The following is an 18,417-nucleotide window of genomic DNA, read 5'->3' as shown; positions in this document are numbered from 1 at the left end:
GCTTTAAAACACTTATTTAAACTAAGGTTTGTCTTAAAAAGCATAAAAATAAATTCCAAGGGGTGAATGTGTCGATGGAAAAGAACAGAATTAGTCCTGTCAAGTCTGGAAAAGGCTACAGAATGAGCTACGCTAAGCAGAAGGACGTCCTGGAGATGCCTAACTTCATAGAGGTTCAGAAGAATTCATACAACTGGTTCTTAACTGACGGTCTGAAGGAAGCATTCAGGGATATTTCTCCTATCACTGATTACTCTGGACAGTATAGTCTTGAATTCGTAGATTTTCAGTTCTGTAAAGATGACTTGAAGTACAGTATCGAGGAATGCAAGGAGAGAGATGCAACATATGCGGCGCCTCTCAGAGTCAAGGTCAGACTCAGAGTCGGAGATGCTAAGGAGATGTCAGATCATGAGATATTCATGGGTGATCTTCCTCTTATGACAGAGACAGGAACATTCGTTATCAATGGTGCAGAGCGAGTTATAGTAAGCCAGTTAGTGCGTTCACCTGGTATTTACTATGATATAACACATGATAAGGTTGGTAAGAAGCTGTATGCATGTACAGTAATTCCTAACAGAGGTGCATGGCTGGAGTATGAGACAGATTCCAACGATGTATTCTATGTTCGTGTGGATAGAACCAGAAAGGTACCTGTGACTGTTCTTATCCGTGCACTTGGTCTTGGAACAGATCAGGAGATCATAGATTTATTTGGCGAGGAGCCAAAGATCATGGAGAGTCTTAACAAGGATCCTGCAAAGTCATATGCAGAGGGCGTGGTAGAGCTTTACAAGAAGATCAGACCGGACGAGCCTTCAGTAGTTGAGAATGCAGAGAGCCTTATTAATGCTATGTTCTTTGATGCGAGAAGATACGATCTTGCAAAGGTTGGACGTTACAAGTTCAACAAGAAGCTCGCTCTCAAGGCTCGTATAGCAGGACATGTCCTTGCTGAGGATGCTATCGATCCTAGCACAGGAGAGGTTATCGCTGAAGCTGGAACAACAGTATCAGAGGAGCTTGCAGACACAATTCAGGATGCAGCAGTTCCTTATGTTATGATCCAGACAGAGGAGAGAAACGTTAAGGTTCTTTCTAATATGATGGTCAACATTGCCAACTATGTGGATTTTGATCCTGCTGAGCTTGGCATTGTGGAGAGAGTATATTATCCGGTTCTCGAGGGACTCCTCGAGGAGTATGGCGATGATACAGAGAAGCTCAAGGCTGCCATAGAGAGAGACATGTCAGACCTCGTACCAAAGCATATTACAAAGGAAGACATATTTGCTTCCATAAATTACAACATTCACCTCGAGTATGGCATTGGTAATGACGATGACATCGACCATCTGGGCAACAGACGTATCAGAGCGGTTGGAGAGCTTCTTCAGAACCAGTATAGAATCGGTCTTTCAAGACTTGAGAGAGTTGTAAGAGAGAGAATGACAACACAGGATGCTGAGTCTATCACACCTCAGTCCCTTATCAATATCAAGCCTGTAACGGCTGCTGTTAAGGAGTTCTTCGGAAGTTCACAGTTGTCACAGTTTATGGATCAGAATAACCCTCTGTCAGAGCTGACTCATAAGAGAAGACTTTCAGCCCTTGGCCCTGGTGGACTTTCACGAGACAGAGCTGGATTCGAGGTCCGAGATGTACACTATACACACTACGGTAGAATGTGTCCTATCGAGACCCCTGAGGGTCCTAACATCGGACTTATCAACTCACTGGCTACATATGCGCGTATCAACGAGTATGGTTTCGTTGAGGCTCCATATAGAAAGCTTGATAAGACAGATCCTTCTAACCCTGTTGTTACAGATGAGGTTGTTTACCTTACAGCAGACGAGGAGGATAGATACAGAGTAGTACAGGCTAATGAGCCTATAGATGAGAATGGACACTTTGTCAAGAACAATGTATCAGGAAGATTCAGAGCTGATACAACCGAGTTCCCTAAGTCAAAGGTTGATCTCATGGATGTATCACCTAAGATGGTATTCTCAGTTGCTACATCGATGATCCCATTCCTTCAGAACGATGATGCTAACCGTGCCCTCATGGGATCAAACATGCAGCGTCAGGCGGTTCCTCTTATGATGACAGAGTCAGCAGTGGTTGGAACAGGTATGGAGGCAAAGGCTGCTGTAGATTCAGGTGTCTGCGTCGTTGCCAAGAGAGACGGTGTTGTAGAATATTCAAACAGCACAGAGGTCTGTGTAAGAGCAGATGAGGATGGAACAAAGGATGTATATCACATCATCAAGTTTGCACGAAGCAACCAGGGTAACTGTATGAACCAGAGACCTATCGTGTTCAAGGGTGACCACGTAAAGGCTGGAGAGGTTATCGCAGATGGCCCTTCAACATCTGGCGGAGAGATCGCACTTGGTAAGAACCCACTGATCGGTTTCATGACATGGGAAGGTTACAACTACGAGGATGCGGTTCTTCTCAGCGAGAGACTTGTACAGGATGATGTATACACATCAATTCATATAGAGAAATACGAGTGTGAGGCTCGTGATACCAAGCTTGGTAAGGAGGAGATCACAAGAGATCTTGCAGGTCTGTCAAATGATGTCCTCAAGGATCTTGATGAGAATGGTATCATCAGAATCGGCGCAGAGGTTCGTGCCGGTGATATCCTCGTTGGAAAGGTTACTCCAAAGGGAGAGACTGAGCTGACAGCAGAGGAGAGACTTCTTCGTGCCATCTTCGGTGAGAAGGCAAGAGAGGTAAGAGATACATCACTGAAGGTTCCACACGGAGCATTCGGTATTGTTATAGATGCAAAGGTATTTACACGTGCTGATGGAGACGATCTTCCGGCAGGCGTAGACAAGAAGGTCAGAGTATATATAGCACAGAAGAGAAAGATCCAGGTCGGAGATAAGATGGCTGGTCGTCATGGTAACAAGGGTGTAGTTTCACGAGTGCTCCCTGTTGAGGATATGCCATTCCTTCCAAACGGACGTCCTCTTGATATCGTGCTTAACCCACTGGGCGTTCCTTCACGAATGAACATCGGACAGGTCCTCGAGATCCATCTCGGACTTGCTTCACAGGTTCTTGGATTCAAGGTATCCACTCCTGTATTCAATGGTGCTACAGAGTTTGACATCATGGATACACTGGAGATGGCCAATGACTATGCAAATGGTACATGGGAAGACTTCGAGGCTAAGTACAAGGATACAGTAAAGCCTGAGGTTATGGATTACCTCTACACGAACAGAGACCACAGAGCAGAGTGGAAGGGCGTGCCTATCAACAGAACAGGTAAGGTTCAGCTCCGTGATGGTAGAACAGGTGAGAACTTTGATGCCCCTGTAACTATCGGTTACATGCATTACCTCAAGCTGCACCATCTGGTTGATGATAAGATCCATGCTCGTTCAACCGGTCCATACTCACTGGTAACACAGCAGCCACTGGGTGGTAAAGCTCAGTTTGGTGGACAGCGTTTTGGAGAGATGGAGGTTTGGGCTCTTGAGGCTTATGGTGCTTCATACACACTGCAGGAGATTCTGACAGTTAAGTCTGATGATGTTGTAGGACGTGTTAAGACATATGAGGCTATTATCAAGGGCGACAATATACCAGCACCTGGTGTGCCTGAGTCATTCAAGGTACTTCTCAAGGAGTTCCAGGCTCTCGGACTTGATGTAAGAGTCGTAAGAGAGGAAGAGGACGAGGAAGGCAACAAGAAGATGGTTGAAGTTGATCTCAGCGAGACCATGGAAGCTTATGATTACAACACAAGTATCAAGAGACTTCTCAGCGACAGATCATCAGACAGAGACGATGATATGGATGAGAGCGATGCACCTGAGGTGTTCAGAGGCGATGACGCAGATGAGCTTCAGGCAAGCGGATTCTCAGAGGTTGATGAGAACGGCGATATAAGTGATATGGAAGACCTCGGCGATTCAGATTATATGGATAATAATGAGGAAGAATAAGAAAGGAGCTTTGTAAGATGCCAGAATACAATGTAGACAATGCAGAACAGGAAAAGTCATTGAACTTTGACGCAATAAAAATCGGACTTGCATCTCCTGAAAAGATAAGAGAATGGTCACATGGTGAGGTAAAGCGCCCTGAGACTATCAACTATAGAACACTTAAGCCTGAGAAGGACGGTCTGTTCTGTGAGAGAATATTTGGACCACAGAAGGACTGGGAGTGTAATTGTGGTAAGTACAAGAAGATCAGATTCAAGGGAATCGTGTGTGATAAGTGTGGAGTTGAGGTAACAAAGTCCAACGTTCGTAGAGAGCGTATGGGACATATTGAGCTCGCTGCTCCTGTATCACATATATGGTACTTCAAGGGAATCCCTAGCCGTATGGGACTGATCCTTGATATATCACCAAGAGTGCTTGAGAAGGTACTGTACTTCTCATCATATATAGTAACAGATCCAAAGGATACTCCGCTTGCTTACAAGCAGATTCTCAACGAGCAGGAGTTCAGAGAGGCAGAGAAGGAGTATGGTTACGGTTCATTCGTTGCAGAGATGGGCGCAGAGGCTATACAGAAGCTTCTCAAGGCAATAGACCTTGATGCCGAGAGCGCAGAGCTTAAGAAAGAGCTTGAGACATGTAGCGGCCAGAAGCGTACAAGGATCATCAAGAGACTTGAGGTAATGGAGGCATTCAGAACATCAGAGAACAGACCTGAGTGGATGATCATGAATGTAATCCCTGTTATCCCACCAGATATCAGACCTATGGTACAGCTTGAAGGTGGAAGATTTGCAACATCAGACCTCAACGATCTGTACAGAAGAATCATCAACAGAAATAATCGTCTCCGCAGACTCCTTGATCTCGGTGCTCCTGAGATCATCGTGAGAAATGAGAAGAGAATGCTTCAGGAGGCAGTTGATGCACTTATAGATAACGGTAGACGTGGACGTGCGGTAACAGGCCCTGGTAACAGAGCACTGAAGTCACTTTCAGAGATGCTGAAAGGTAAGCAGGGACGTTTCCGTCAGAACCTTCTTGGTAAGCGAGTTGACTACTCAGGACGTTCAGTTATCGTAGTTGGACCAGAGCTTAAGATTTACCAGTGCGGTCTCCCTAAGGAGATGGCTATCGAGCTGTTCAAGCCATTTGTTATGAAGGAGCTTACAGCTACAGGTAAGGCAAACAATATCAAGCAGGCAAAGAAGATGGTAGAGAAGCTTGAGCCACAGGTTTGGGACATTCTTGAGGATGTCATCAAGGAGCATCCGGTTATGCTTAACCGTGCCCCTACACTTCACAGACTTGGAATCCAGGCATTTGAGCCAGTGCTTGTAGGCGGTAAGGCTATAAAGCTTCACCCACTCGTATGTACAGCCTTCAATGCCGATTTCGATGGAGACCAGATGGCTGTCCATCTTCCACTTACAGTAGAGGCACAGGCTGAGTGTAGATTCCTTCTGCTTTCACCTAACAACCTGCTGAAGCCATCAGATGGTGCGCCTGTTGCCGTTCCTTCACAGGATATGGTACTTGGTATCTACTATCTGACAATGGAAAAGGAAGGCGAGATCGGAGAGGGAAGATATTTTAAGTCCAAGAATGAGGCAATACTTGCATATGAGAATGGTGGAATTACACTTCACACCAAGATCCATGTAAGAAGAACCGGTGAGTTCGAGGGCGAGGAAGTTACAGGTGTTATCGATACAACACTTGGAAAGCTCCTCTTCAATGAGATCATTCCACAGGATCTCGGATATGTAGACAGAACTGTTCGTGAGAACGCTCTGAAGCTTGAGATAGATTTCCATGTAGGAAAGAAGCAGCTCAAGCCAATCCTTGACAAGTGTATCAATACACATGGTGCAACAAAGACTGCGGAGGTTCTTGATGATGTCAAGGCAATAGGATATAAGTATTCAACAAGAAGTGCTATATCAGTATCTATTTCAGATATGAAGGTGCCTGATGAGAAGAAGGATATCCTTGAGGATGCACAGAAGCTCGTTGACCAAATCACCAAGAAGTTCAGACGTGGTCTTGTATCAGACGAGGAGAGATATCAGGCAGTAGTTAAGATCTGGGAGAAGGCAGATAAACATCTGCAGGATCTCCTGTTCGCAGGTCTTGATAAATATAACAATATATTCATGATGGCTGATTCTGGAGCCCGTGGTTCTAATCAGCAGATCAAGCAGCTTGCAGGTATGCGAGGACTGATGGCAGATACAACAGGTAAGACCATTGAGCTCCCAATCAAGTCTAACTTCCGAGAGGGACTTGACGTTCTGGAGTATTTCATTTCGGCGCATGGTGCTCGTAAGGGTCTGTCAGATACAGCTCTTCGTACAGCCGATTCAGGATACCTGACAAGACGACTTGTAGATGTATCACAGGATCTTATAATCAGAGAGCCTGATTGTAGTATAGGAAGAGATTCAATTCCGGGTATGGTCATTGAGGCCTTCAGAGAGGGCAAGGAAATGATCGAGGAGTTTCAGGAGAGAATCACAGGACGTTACCTTGCAGAGTCTGTATATGATGCAGAGGGCAACATGCTTGTCAAGATAAATCATATGGTAACTCCTAAGAGAGCTGAGCTCATTGTTAAGAAGGGTGTCGATGCCAACGGCGTTCCATTCACCGTTAAGGATGACGATGGAAACGAAGTTGTAAGATCAGATGCAAAGCTTAAGATCAGAACAGTCCTCACATGTAAGTCACACCTCGGTGTGTGTGCAAAGTGCTACGGTGCGAACATGGCAACAGGAATGCCTGTACAGGTTGGTGAGTCAGTTGGAATTATCGCTGCACAGTCAATTGGTGAGCCTGGTACACAGCTTACAATGAGAACATTCCATACAGGTGGTGTTGCCGGTGGCGATATCACACAGGGTCTTCCAAGAGTTGAGGAGCTTTTCGAGGCCAGAAAGCCAAAGGGACTTGCGATCATTGCAGAGTTTGGCGGAAAGGTACAGCTCCGTGACAACAAGAAGAAGAGAGAGGTTGTCATAACAAACGATGAGACAGGTGAGTCAAAGGCATATCTTATTCCTTATGGTTCACGTATCAGAGTTCTTGATGACCAGGTACTTGAGGCTGGTGATGAGCTTACAGAGGGATCAGTTAATCCACATGATATCCTTAAGATAAAGGGTGTTCGTGCAGTTCAGGATTACATGCTCCGTGAGGTTCAGAAGGTTTACAGACTTCAGGGTGTTGATATCAATGATAAGCACATTGAGATCATCGTAAGACAGATGCTTAAGAAGATCATAATTGATGAGCCGGGAGATTCAGATTATCTTCCAGGAACACAGGCAGATCTGCTTGAGTTTGAAGATACAAATGAGAAGCTTATCGCAGAGGGCAAGGAGCCTGCAACTGGAACACAGATAATGCTTGGTATAACAAAGGCATCACTTGCAACTGATTCATTTATGTCGGCTGCATCATTCCAGGAGACAACAAAGGTTCTTACAGATGCTGCGATCAAGAGTAAGGTTGATCCACTTATCGGACTTAAGGAAAACGTTATCATCGGAAAGCTTATACCTGCTGGTACAGGAATGAAGAGATATCGTTCAGTAAAGCTTGACACTGATATGGAAGAGCTTAACTTCTTTGATGAAGATGAGGATACAGATGATTACGAAGAGTTAGAGAATGTAAATTCAGAGGAGATCGTATTTGAGACCCTCGATACAGCCGGAGATGCTGACGAAGAGTAATCACTCATTTGCTTGGATGTATATAAAAAAGTAGTGGCTGCGAAGCTGCTCGACATGAAGGATATAAGGGGAATCCGGGATATGTCAATTTCTCATAAAGGTATTCAGATATACCTGTGAGAAATAGAATATGCCGGATTTCTTTTTGGAAATATTTAGTAAGAAAGAAATGGAATAATATGGCTGCTGTAAAGAAAATCAATAAAGAAGGTATATTAGAAGCGGCGTATAACCTTGCCAGAAGAGAAGGAATTGCCGCAATAACAGCAAGAAAACTGGCAAAAGAGATTTCCTGTTCAACACAACCAATATATGAGAATTTTGTTGATATGGGAGCTGTTATAGAGATTACAACAGAGCGTATAAATGAGGTTTACGGTTCCCTGAAGACAAGTCTGTGTAAGAAAGAGAATGCGGATTATGTCAGCCAGACCACTATTGTCTGTGAGTTTGCAGACAGTGAGAGGGTGTTGTTCAGACAGCTCGTTGCAGACAATGACTCGGGACATGGACTGTTTAAGGATACCAGGACAGAGAAGATGTTAGTTGAGACACTTCACTGTGATGAGATTGTTGCAGATCAGATAAATGAGGAAATGCACAAATATATAATGGGACAGGCGTTTCTTGTAAATGAAGGTTATACAGAATTTGATCAAGCCAGACTGGCAATGGAAACAGAGAGAGTCTTTGAGTTCGTTAAGAAAATATTTGTCAAATAAATGCTTGACAGAGAAAATACTCGACTATATAATGATAAAGCATGCGTAAAAACATGCTTTATCATTTTTAATTTATATACAGGAGGTGAAAACATGCCAACATTTAACCAGTTAGTTAGAAAAGGAAGACAGACAGTAGAGAAGAAGTCAACTGCACCAGCTCTTCAGAGAAGTTTCAATTCACTTAAGAAGAAGCCAGTAGAGACAAGCTCACCACAGAAGAGAGGAGTTTGTACAGCAGTTAAGACAGCTACTCCTAAGAAGCCTAACTCAGCTCTTAGAAAGATCGCCAGAGTACGTCTTTCAAACGGAATCGAAGTAACAAGTTATATCCCAGGTGAGGGTCATAACCTTCAGGAGCATAGCGTTGTACTTATCCGTGGTGGAAGAGTAAAGGACTTACCTGGTACAAGATACCATATCATCAGAGGTACTCTTGATACAGCAGGTGTAGCAAAGAGACGTCAGGCTCGTTCAAAGTATGGTGCAAAGCGTCCTAAGGATGCAAAATAAAACATGCTAGAACACAATTCTAATTTGTGCTGGTAAGGTCATGTTTTTATATAGATAATAATTCAGATAGAAACAGTTAAGACAGATAACAGCACGAACACATTCCATAATTATAGAGAGAATGTGAGTACCGAAGATTTAATAAATAATTAAGGAGGGAAGAACCGTGCCACGTAAAGGACATATCGCAAAGAGAGACGTATTAGCGGATCCAATTTACAACAATAAGGTCGTTACAAAGCTTATCAACAACATTATGTTAGATGGTAAGAAGGGTGTAGCACAGAAGATCGTCTACGGTGCATTTGATCGTATCGCAGAAGAGACTGGTAAGCCTGCATTAGAGGTATTCGAAGAGGCTATGAACAACATCATGCCACTCCTCGAGGTTAAGGCTAGACGTATCGGTGGTGCAACATACCAGGTACCTATCGATGTAAGACCTGACAGAAGACAGGCTCTCGGACTTCGTTGGTTAACAGCTTTCTCACGTGCAAGAAGTGAGAAGACTATGGAAGAAAGACTTGCGAAGGAGATCATGGATGCAGCTAACAACACAGGTGCATCTGTAAAGAGAAAAGAAGACATGCACAAGATGGCAGAGGCAAACAAGGCATTCGCTCACTACAGATTCTAATTGTCTGTGTGAGAATGCATTTGTATGCATGCTTATGTGTATATGGGACACAATAGATGTGTTACGAAAAATAGCAAAAGGAGGACAATCCGTTGGCTGGAAGAGAATATCCATTGGACAGAACAAGAAACATTGGTATTATGGCTCATATCGATGCCGGTAAGACAACTCTTACAGAGCGTATCTTATACTATACTGGTGTTAACTATAAGATTGGTGATACTCATGACGGTACAGCTACCATGGACTGGATGGAGCAGGAGCAGGAGAGAGGTATAACAATTACTTCAGCTGCTACAACATGCCATTGGACACTTGAGGATCATCACAAACCAAAGGCTGGCGCGTTAGAGCACAGAATCAACATCATCGATACTCCGGGACACGTTGACTTCACTGTTGAGGTTGAGCGTTCACTTCGTGTACTTGACGGAGCTGTAGGTGTATTCGATGCTAAGGCTGGTGTAGAGCCTCAGTCAGAGAACGTATGGCGTCAGGCTGACACATACAATGTACCTCGTATGGCATTCATCAACAAGATGGATAAAATGGGTGCAGACTTTTTCTACTCAGTTCAGACAATTATTGATCGTCTGGGCAAGAATGCAATTCCAGTACAGATCCCTATCGGAAAAGAGTCAGACTTCATCGGTCTGATCGATCTGTTCGAGATGGAAGCGTACTACTACAAAGATGATAAGGGCGAGGACATCGAGATCACAACTATCCCTGATGACCTTAAGGAGCTTGCAGACAAGTGGCATGAGAACCTTGTCGAGAAGATCTGCGAGTTAGATGACGACTTAATGATGATGTACCTTGAGGGCGAGGAGCCATCAATCGATGAGATGAAGAAGGTTCTTCGTAGAGCAACTATCGCATGTGAGGCAGTTCCTGTATTCCTTGGTTCAGCTTACAAGAACAAGGGTGTTCAGAAGATGCTTGACGGTGTTATCGAGTACATGCCAGCACCAACAGATATCCCTGATATCACAGGTGTTGATCCAGACGGTAACGAGGTTGTTCGTCATTCATCGGATGATGAGCCATTCTCAGCTCTTGCATTCAAGATCATGACAGATCCATTCGTTGGAAAGCTTGCATTCTTCAGAGTTTACTCAGGTACACTGAACTCAGGTTCATATGTACTGAATGCAACAAAGGATAAGAAGGAGCGTGTAGGACGTATCGTACAGATGCATGCCAACGCTCGTAAAGAGATTGATAAGGTTTACTCAGGAGATATCGCAGCTGCTGTAGGTTTCAAGCTTACAACTACAGGTGACACAATCTGTGATGAGCAGCATCCAGTTATCCTTGAGTCAATGGAGTTCCCAGAGCCAGTTATCGAGCTTGCTATCGAGCCTAAGACCAAGAATGATCAGGGTAAGATGGGTGAGGCACTCGCAAAGCTTGCTGAGGAGGATCCTACATTCAAGGCTCATACAGACAAAGAGACAGGTCAGACAATTATCGCCGGAATGGGTGAGCTTCACCTTGAGGTTATCGTTGATCGTCTTCTCCGTGAGTTCAAGGTTGAGGCAAACGTTGGTGCACCTCAGGTTGCTTACAAGGAGACATTCACAAAGCCAGTTGATATCGACAGCAAGTATGCTAAGCAGTCAGGTGGTCGTGGACAGTACGGTCATTGTAAGGTTAAGTTCGAGCCTATGGATCCTAACGGTGAGGAGACATTCAAGTTCGAGTCAACAGTTGTCGGTGGTGCTATTCCTAAGGAGTACATCCCAGCAGTTGGAGAGGGTATCGAAGAGGCAGCTAAGGCTGGTATCCTTGGCGGCTACCCAGTACTTGGTGTTTATGCTAACGTATACGATGGATCATACCATGAGGTCGATTCATCAGAGATGGCATTCCACATCGCTGGTTCTATGGCATTCAAGGAGGCTATGGCTAAGGCTGACCCAGTTCTTCTTGAGCCTATCATGAAGGTTGAGGTTACAATGCCTGAGGAGTACCTCGGTGATGTAATCGGAAGCTTAAATGCTAAGAGAGGCCAGATCGAGGGTATGGATGATATCGGCGGTGGTAAGATCGTCAGAGCATTCGTTCCACTTGCAGAGATGTTCGGATACTCAACAGAGCTTCGTTCATCAACACAGGGTCGTGGTAACTACTCAATGTTCTTTGAGAAGTACGCTCAGTGTCCAAAGAGCATTCAGGAGAAGGTTATCGCAGAGCATTCTAAGTAAGATATTTGACGAAAGACATTTTCCTGGTCTTTCAGGTCATATAAATAAAAAATTATATATGCTGGCAGGTTAAAGAATACATATCGTTAGCCTGCTGGTATAAAGAGATAAAAAATGGTTGAAAATCTCTAGTATTTTCTATATAATGATTTTTAGCCGAGTAACCCGCGTGGGGTATAATTTTTAAGGAGGATTTTATATCATGGCAAAGGAAAAGTTTAATAGAAGTAAGCCACATTGTAACATCGGTACAATCGGACACGTAGATCACGGTAAGACTACTCTTACAGCTGCTATCACAAAGGTTCTTTCAGAGAGAGTTGCTGGTAACACAGCTACAGATTTCGAGAACATTGATAAGGCTCCAGAGGAGAGAGAAAGAGGTATCACTATCTCTACAGCTCACGTTGAGTACGAGACAGAGAAGAGACATTATGCACACGTTGACTGTCCAGGACATGCTGACTACGTTAAGAACATGATCACTGGTGCAGCTCAGATGGATGGTGCTATCCTTGTTGTTGCTGCTACTGATGGTGTTATGGCTCAGACAAAGGAGCATATCCTTCTTTCACGTCAGGTTGGTGTTCCTTACATCGTTGTATTCCTTAACAAGTGTGATATGGTAGACGATGAGGAGCTTATCGAGCTCGTTGAGATGGAAGTTACAGAGCAGCTTGAGGAGTACGGATTCAATGATTGTCCTATCGTTAAGGGTTCAGCTCTTAAGGCTCTTGAGGATCCAATGGGACCTTGGGGAGACAAGATCATGGAGCTTATGGATACAATTGATTCATATATTCCAGATCCACAGAGAGATACAGATAAGCCATTCATCATGCCTGTAGAGGACGTATTCACAATCACAGGTCGTGGTACAGTTGCTACTGGTAGAGTAGAGGCTGGTGTAATTCACCTCAATGATGAAGTTGAGATCGTTGGTATCAAGCCAGAGATCCAGAAGACAACAGTAACAGGTATCGAGATGTTCAGAAAGCTCCTTGACGAAGGTCAGGCTGGTGATAACATCGGTGCCCTTCTTCGTGGTATCAAGAGAGAGGATATCGTAAGAGGACAGGTTCTTTGTAAGCCAGGTTCAATTACATGTCATACAAAGTTCACAGCACAGGTTTACGTTCTGACAAAGGACGAGGGTGGTCGTCATACACCATTCTTCAACAACTATCGTCCACAGTTCTACTTCAGAACAACAGACGTTACAGGTGTATGTAACCTTCCAGCTGGTACAGAGATGTGCATGCCTGGTGATAACGTAGAGATGACAATCGAGCTCATCCACCCAATCGCTATGAGCCAGGGTCTTACATTCGCTATCCGTGAGGGTGGTAGAACTGTAGGTTCAGGAAGAGTTGCAACTATCATCGAGTAATCGCTGATAAACCGCATAAATAAAGGATTTTCAGACCTTCGAGGGTTTGCCCTCGGAGGTCTTTTTTTTCTGCTTAAAAATGGGTTTTGACCCTATTTTGACCCTAATTTAGAGCAAAAAATGAGCTTTGACCCGACAAATGACATAAAAATCTCAGAGGGAAGATCTAAGGATAGGAGATTTGCAGATAGGATATTAAGGGTACAGGGGATAAAATACTTTGACATACACGTAGATGCGTGTTAATGTGAATACAGAAAAAGGTGCTACCGATAGACGGTTAGCACCCATGTCCCGATTGTAGCATCCTGTAATTATGAGGGCAACACGGAAAAGTTGAAAAACGTCGAAAAATAAAAATAAAAAACGTTATAGAAACTTTAGATAATGTTCAAACACAATTAGATACTTTAGTTAAAGAAACTCATAAAGCAATTATAGATACTTGAGTAGCATTTGAAAAAACAGATAAGGATAATATTAAGTTTTGGAAAGGATAGCGACATGCGAAAAAAAAGTGCATTATTTTTGATTTGTTGTTTTATTATATGTTTAGTAGGGTGTGGTGTAAAAATAAAAACAGAACATTCACAGAAGAATTCTCAAGTAGAATTAACAAGTAGACAGAAGAAAATATTAAAGGAAGCGGGATTATCCACCAATTATGATGATTTGTTATCTTCACAGAGGATTGCAATCAAAAGAATTGAGGAATTATATAAGTATTTAGATAGTGAATATGATGAAGAATTTATTTATGAAGGTTATATTGCTCCAAACTCGCTACAAGATGAACAATTAATAGTTTATCCACAAGGATTAACAGAAAGTGATATTGTAACAGTAACGGTTTCTAAGATAGATGATAAAGAGATTATAACTGATGATTATTTGAATCTATTATTAAGAGATGATTATGAATCATATATAAAAAATATTATAGTAAAATTAGTTAATTCAGAAAATGTAAAAGTATATTCAGAGATAACTGAAGTTAAAGATAAGAATAATTCGGAATATGATAACAATGTTTCTGCAATGAATAAAATCTTTATTCTCAACACAGATGATAATAAAGAAATACTTGACAAGCTTAATAAGAAATACAAAGAAAGTTTAGAATCTCATAAACTGTATAGCGTTAATAAGTTTTATATAATGGAAGAAAATGCATTTGAAAAAATAACCAAGTATAATTATGATGAGTACTTGAATGATGATAATATAGTAGCAAAATTCAGATGTAGTTTATCTGAATAAAAAAATGAATCGTTAAATAATAAATGTAAAGCGGAAACAAAAATAGAAAGTGTGTCTAATAGAATGTGATATATAGTAGCTGAAAATAATTTCAATAATTGGAGATTATATATTGTAATAGCTAGATTTATAAGAATTATAATATAGAACATTGTTAAATATTATTTTGGGGAGTAAATGAAGAATTTCTACTCCCCGGTTATGGCAATTTCCAGTACAATGATCCGGCGAATGGCAATGACAATTACAATCCGTATGGCAATGCTCAGTATGGTGCCGGATATGGTGGTAATTATAAAAATAGCTAATTATTATTTATATAGAAGAGACGCAATATAGAAGAAAAACAATAATATAATACGTATAGATCTATAATATGGCTGGGGTATTTATCGGCTGCTGATAATAGTTGACTACGACAATAAAAATGTCGTGGTCAACTATATTTTTATGTATGGGACTTAAAATGATAAAAAAGACTAAACCTGATTTAGTGATCTGGTGTATTTACATATTTGCTGAAAACAGCCAATTCCCGCATCATGTCCTGTAAAAAACACCCGAAAAACCCTATTCTGTCAATGAATGTGTCAAGTTTTTAGCAAAAGCTTGACATGTAGCATCAGCCCTTGTCGAAGGCAACTTAAAATGGGCTGATGTTCAATAGAAAGGAGGCAACAGATATGGATCAGAAAAAGACCGGTTCATTTCTAAGAGAACTGAGAAAGGAAAAACAGCTTACCCAGGAACAGCTTGCTGAGCGGTTTGGAGTAACAAGCCGCAGTGTGTCAAGGTGGGAGACAGGCAGCAATATGCCGGATCTCAGTATCCTGGTGGAGCTGGCAGATTTCTATGATGTTGATATCAGGGATATCATTGATGGAGAAAGGAAGGGTGAGGACATGAATAAGGAAGAGAAAGAGAGATTGCAGCTTGTAGCGGATTATGCAGAAACTGAGAAGAATACATTGTTGATGAGGTTGCGTATATTCAGCATAGTGGGGTTGGTTTCACTGATTGCAGGATTGACGATGATGGTGATCAGCAGAGATAACAATCTTCCGGTCTATGATTATTTGATGGGGACGCTTATGGGAGTTGCTATAGGTGCGTTGCTGGTTGCGGTGTTCTATTCAACCGGAGTTTTAGAAAACATGAGGAAGCGAAAAAGAATACTTATGAAAGTGCTTTTGGTAATAAGCATATTAATCCTGCTTGGAACATTCATCGCGGCAATCATAGCATCGTTATGATATAATGAGCGCAAGTGAGCCAACATGCTTGCATGATTGGCGAGCGGCGAATTGGATCATGATAGTTGCGACAGCAACGGAAAGCACCGTAGGTGCGAATCATGATATAATGAGCATTGCGACGGTTGAGCTTGCGCAAACTAAATGTAATATGCTATAATTTTTAAGGATGCAATGTGGACGATCAGTTTGTGGCATCCACATGAGCACAGATATTTTGCGTGAGATATAGTAAATATGAATAGTGCAATCATTTTTTATGACGAAAGAATTACAATTATATATGTATAAGCCCATAATATGGTTGGGCGTATCTACCAGCTACCGATAATAGTTGACTACGACATGGATTGCCGTGGTCAACTATATTTTTGTGTAAAAATATGTGTGTGGATACAGAGCGTGGATAAGGTTTAACAAAAAATATAAAATGATTTTGGAGGGTGCGCGTATGAGGTATGATGTGATAATTATTGGAGCGGGACCAGGAGGAATATTTTCTGCATATGAGCTGACAAAGCAGGCTCCGAATCTCAAGGTTGCAGTGTTTGAGGCTGGACATGAGCTTAAGAGAAGAAAATGTCCGATAGACGGCACAAAGATCAAGAGCTGCGTGGGATGTGATAGCTGTTCGATCATGAGCGGATTTGGCGGTGCAGGTGCATTTTCCGATGGAAAGTACAATATTACAAATGACTTTGGCGGAAGTCTGTATGAGTACATCGGCAAGAACGAGGCCATAGACCTCATGAAGTATGTGGATGATATCAATATGGAGTACGGCGGAGAGGGTACGAAGCTTTATTCCACTGCCGGCACAAGATTCAAGACAGTGTGTCTGCAGAACAGGCTTCATTTGCTGGATGCCTCTGTCAGACATCTTGGCACGGACATCAACTATATAGTTCTAGAGAATCTGTATGCATATCTTCAGGACAAGGTAGAGTTTTATTTTGACACACCTATACAGACAGTGGAAAAGCTGGACGATGGAACATATAGTGTATGCTGCAAGAAGGGTACATTTGCTTGTAACAAATGTATCATATCCGTTGGCAGAAGCGGAAGTAAATGGATGGAGACAGTGTGCAAGGATCTTAATGTGCCTACAAAATCTAACAGAGTAGATATAGGAGTCAGAGTAGAGCTTCCTGCAGCCATATTTGCACATTTGACGGATGAGCTCTATGAGAGCAAGATAGTATACAGAACGGAGAAGTATGGAGACAAGGTGCGAACTTTCTGCATGAACCCAAGGGGCGCCGTGGTTACTGAGAATACTAATGGAATCATAACGGTAAATGGCCACAGTTATGAGGATCCTGCAAAACAGACGGATAATACAAACTTTGCGCTCCTTGTGGCAAAGCATTTCTCAGAGCCGTTCAAGGACTCCAACGGATACGGCGAGAGCATAGCGAGACTCAGCAACATGCTGGGCGGCGGAGTAATAGTGCAGAGATTTGGCGACCTCATAAGGGGACAGCGCTCCACCCAGAGCAGGATAGAGGAAGCGTTCATCACACCTACGCTCAATGCCACACCGGGAGATCTGAGCCTTGTCCTTCCAAAGAGAATTCTGGATGGAATAATCGAGATGATCTACGCTCTTGATAAGATAGCCCCAGGAACGGCAAATGAAGATACACTGTTGTATGGAGTTGAGGTCAAATTCTACAACATGGAGGTTGAGGTAGATGACAAGCTAGAGACGATATATAAGGGACTGTATATCATAGGCGATGGAAGTGGTATAACCCACTCGCTGTCCCATGCATCTGCAAGCGGTGTATACGTAGCAAGAAATATTGCACATGGCGAATAAAACGAATAGATATATTTATATAGAAGAAAGTCATTCAAAACAGAGTATCGTGATAGGGGTTCCAGATACTCTGTTTTTATTTGATAAATGAGTTTCAAGCGAAAATACATTTGTTTGACTGGATGGGAGAAGGATGGTAGAGTTGTAAAAGGTATGAAAATAGATTTAAAGTCTGCGGCAAATATGAAAACAAATTTAACTGAGAAAATTATTAGGGGCATTGTATAGATGACACTATATGATGGATTATTTTCGAAAGAAGAAAGGAAATAGGAACAGGCGATGGCCTATACAAAGGAGTGACATGATGCTTATGTATAGTGTATATACAATCCAAATACATAATTATATATGGAGGAAACAGACATGAAAGATATCAAGTGGGCAGTTCTTGGAACAGGAGTTATCGCAAATGAGATGGCAGTGGCACTCAAAAAGAATGGCAGGAGCATTTATGCGGTTGGTAACAGGACGTATGACAAAGCGGTGGCATTTGCTGGGAAGTATGGCATAGATAAGGTTTATTCAGACTACAATGAGATGTTCACGGATCCGGAGGTGGACGTGATATACATAACGACACCACACAATACACACATACAGTTTATGAGAAAAGCAATAGAGAATGGTAAGCATATATTGGTGGAGAAGTCTATAACATTGAACAGCGATGAACTCGAAGAGATGGTAAAACTTGCAGAGCAGCATAATGTGATCATAGGTGAAGCGATGACTATTTATCATATGCCTATTTACAGAAAACTTAAGGAGTTAGTGGACTCGGGTGCACTTGGCAAAGTCAATCTCATAACCATGAATTTTGGAAGCTTCAAAGACTATGATATGAACAATCGATTCTTCAACAGAAACCTTGCGGGAGGGGCAATGCT

Annotated in this window: 11 protein-coding genes and 1 riboswitch (1 of these 12 running past the window's edge); all 11 genes read left to right on the top strand. The window is 42.4% G+C overall.

Annotation, left to right across the window (positions count from 1 at the left end):
• Positions 1-74 precede the first annotated feature (74 nt).
• A complete protein-coding gene (rpoB, locus tag DWX57_RS04935) occupies positions 75-3,977 on the top strand; it encodes a DNA-directed RNA polymerase subunit beta (protein WP_022216760.1) in 3,903 nt (1,300 codons plus the stop codon).
• 17 nt (positions 3,978-3,994) lie between these two features.
• Positions 3,995-7,717 carry a DNA-directed RNA polymerase subunit beta' gene (gene rpoC, locus DWX57_RS04930; RefSeq protein ID WP_015534192.1) on the top strand — a complete coding sequence of 1,241 codons (3,723 nt, stop codon included), beginning with the start codon at positions 3,995-3,997 and terminating at the stop codon, positions 7,715-7,717.
• Positions 7,718-7,896: 179 nt separating this feature from the next.
• Positions 7,897-8,439 (top strand): hypothetical protein, encoded by a 543-nt coding sequence (locus tag DWX57_RS04925; protein ID WP_015534191.1) that lies wholly within the window; start codon positions 7,897-7,899, stop codon positions 8,437-8,439.
• A 93-nt stretch (positions 8,440-8,532) separates the two neighbouring features.
• Entirely contained in the window at positions 8,533-8,952 is a 420-nt protein-coding gene (gene rpsL, locus DWX57_RS04920) for a 30S ribosomal protein S12 (protein WP_004850608.1), read from the top strand.
• Positions 8,953-9,118: 166 nt separating this feature from the next.
• Positions 9,119-9,589 (top strand): 30S ribosomal protein S7, encoded by a 471-nt coding sequence (rpsG, locus tag DWX57_RS04915; protein ID WP_004850607.1) that lies wholly within the window; start codon positions 9,119-9,121, stop codon positions 9,587-9,589.
• Between the two features lie 92 nt (positions 9,590-9,681).
• The gene (fusA, locus tag DWX57_RS04910; RefSeq protein WP_071849530.1) at positions 9,682-11,799 is read left to right on the top strand and encodes an elongation factor G; all 2,118 of its coding nucleotides are present in this window, start codon (positions 9,682-9,684) and stop codon (positions 11,797-11,799) included.
• 202 nt (positions 11,800-12,001) lie between these two features.
• Complete coding sequence (gene tuf / locus DWX57_RS04905; protein ID WP_004850603.1) at positions 12,002-13,189, top strand: elongation factor Tu; 1,188 nt, start codon at positions 12,002-12,004, stop codon at positions 13,187-13,189.
• A 456-nt stretch (positions 13,190-13,645) separates the two neighbouring features.
• A complete protein-coding gene (locus DWX57_RS04900) occupies positions 13,646-14,449 on the top strand; it encodes a hypothetical protein (RefSeq protein WP_133300873.1) in 804 nt (267 codons plus the stop codon).
• 683 nt (positions 14,450-15,132) lie between these two features.
• Positions 15,133-15,702: a helix-turn-helix domain-containing protein gene (locus DWX57_RS04895; RefSeq protein ID WP_120123153.1), complete on the top strand. Its 570-nt coding sequence runs from the start codon at positions 15,133-15,135 to the stop codon at positions 15,700-15,702.
• Positions 15,703-15,964: 262 nt separating this feature from the next.
• A riboswitch (purine riboswitch) is annotated at positions 15,965-16,063 on the top strand.
• A gap of 90 nt (positions 16,064-16,153) precedes the next feature.
• The gene (locus DWX57_RS04890; protein ID WP_120123152.1) at positions 16,154-17,527 is read left to right on the top strand and encodes an NAD(P)/FAD-dependent oxidoreductase; all 1,374 of its coding nucleotides are present in this window, start codon (positions 16,154-16,156) and stop codon (positions 17,525-17,527) included.
• Between the two features lie 366 nt (positions 17,528-17,893).
• On the top strand, positions 17,894-18,417 hold the 5' portion of the coding sequence (locus DWX57_RS04885; RefSeq protein WP_120123151.1) for a Gfo/Idh/MocA family protein. The gene runs 448 nt beyond the window's last position; the window shows 524 of its 972 coding nt (coding positions 1-524); the start codon lies at positions 17,894-17,896; the stop codon falls past the right edge of the window.

It is taken from the genome of Coprococcus sp. AF19-8AC (genome assembly GCF_003603115.1).
Classification (GTDB): domain Bacteria; phylum Bacillota; class Clostridia; order Lachnospirales; family Lachnospiraceae; genus Coprococcus; species Coprococcus aceti.
This window is presented reverse-complemented; position numbering and strand designations above follow the sequence as displayed.